The sequence below is a fragment of the Paenarthrobacter sp. NPDC092416 genome, from assembly GCF_044755025.1.
Classification (GTDB): Bacteria; Actinomycetota; Actinomycetes; order Actinomycetales; family Micrococcaceae; genus Arthrobacter.
Window position 1 is genome coordinate 1 of the sequence record NZ_JBIVQG010000042.1, and the last position, 1,298, is coordinate 1,298.

The window sequence follows — 1,298 nt, forward strand, 5'->3', positions numbered from 1 at the left end:
GAGAGCGGGTTGAACGCGCCCGGGAACTGCGCGATGGTCCCAGAGTTCAGGAGTTCGCGGAGTTTCAGGCGTTTCTGTTCGGGAGTGACTTTGGAGTAGAGCATTTAGAACAGTCCCTTGGGTGCGTTGGTGGGGTCGATGATGCCGGGGGCTGCGGTGATGTTGAGCTGGTCCAGTTCGCCGGGGCCGAGGTCGGTGACGTGTTCGACGGCGGTGAGGAACCTTTCGATCTCGGCCTCCTCCACGAGACCGGCAGCGAGGGTGCGGAACTTGTTCACGTACTGCTCGCGGGCGAAGGGCCGGGCACCGAGCGGGTGGGCGTCGGCCACGGCGATCTCGTCCGTGACAACAGACCCATCCGTGAGTGTGATGACAACAGTGCCGCCGAAGGCCTTTTCTGCGATGTCCAGGGAGTGGTAGCGGCGGGTCCATTCGGGGTCTTCGACGGTGGTGACTTTGTGCCAGAGTTCCACGGTGTCCGGGCGTGCGGCGCGTTCGGGGGCGTAGGAGTCCACGTGGTGCCAGGCGCCGTCCTGCAGGGCGACGGTGAAGATGTAGGGGATGGAGTGGTCCAGGGTTTCCCGGGACGCGGTGGGGGAGTACTTCTGGGGGTCGTTCGCGCCGGAACCGATCACGTAGTGGGTGTGGTGGCTGGTCTTGATCAGCACCGAGGCCACGTTGGCGGGGTCGGTGGTTTCGGGGTGCTCGCGGTTGAGTTTGCGGGCGAGGTCGATCCAGGCCTGGGCCTGGTACTCGGCGGAGTGTTCCTTGGTGTAGGTGTCCAGGATCGCGCGTTTGGCTTCACCGGGCAGCGGCAACGGCACTTCGTAGGAGGCGTCGGGGCCGTCGAGCATCCAGGCGATCACGCCGTCTTCGCCTTCGTAGATCGGCACCGGGGAGGTTTGTCCGCGCATGGCCCGGTCCGCGGCTTCGACAGCCATCTTGCCCGCGAAGGCCGGGGCGTGGGCCTTCCAGGTGGAGATTTCGCCCTTGCGGGACTGCCGGGTCGCGGTGGTGGTGTGCAGTGCCTGGCCCACGGACTGGAAAATCGTCTCAACATCCAGGCCCAACAACGTGCCGATCCCTGCCGCGGCGGACGGGCCGAGGTGGGCGACGTGGTCGATCTTGTGCTTGTGCAGGCAGATCGCTTTGACCAGGTTCACCTGGATCTCATACCCGGTCGCGATCGCCCGGACCAGATCAGCCCCGGTGGAACCCACATGCTGGGCCACGGCCAGGATCGGCGGGATGTTGTCGCCCGGGTGGGAGTAATCCGCGGCCAGGAACGTGTCATGGTA

The 1,298-nt window shown here is 65.5% G+C and carries 1 protein-coding gene and 1 pseudogene; both read right to left on the bottom strand.

Annotated features, from left to right (window positions below; all coding sequences use genetic code 11):
• Nucleotides 1-104, bottom strand: a pseudogene (locus tag ACIQC5_RS24240) (methylisocitrate lyase); the annotation flags it as partial.
• Nucleotides 105-1,298: MmgE/PrpD family protein (locus ACIQC5_RS24245; RefSeq protein ID WP_400287777.1), on the bottom strand; the 1,194-nt coding region annotated here is incomplete at its 5' end. It lies immediately after the preceding pseudogene.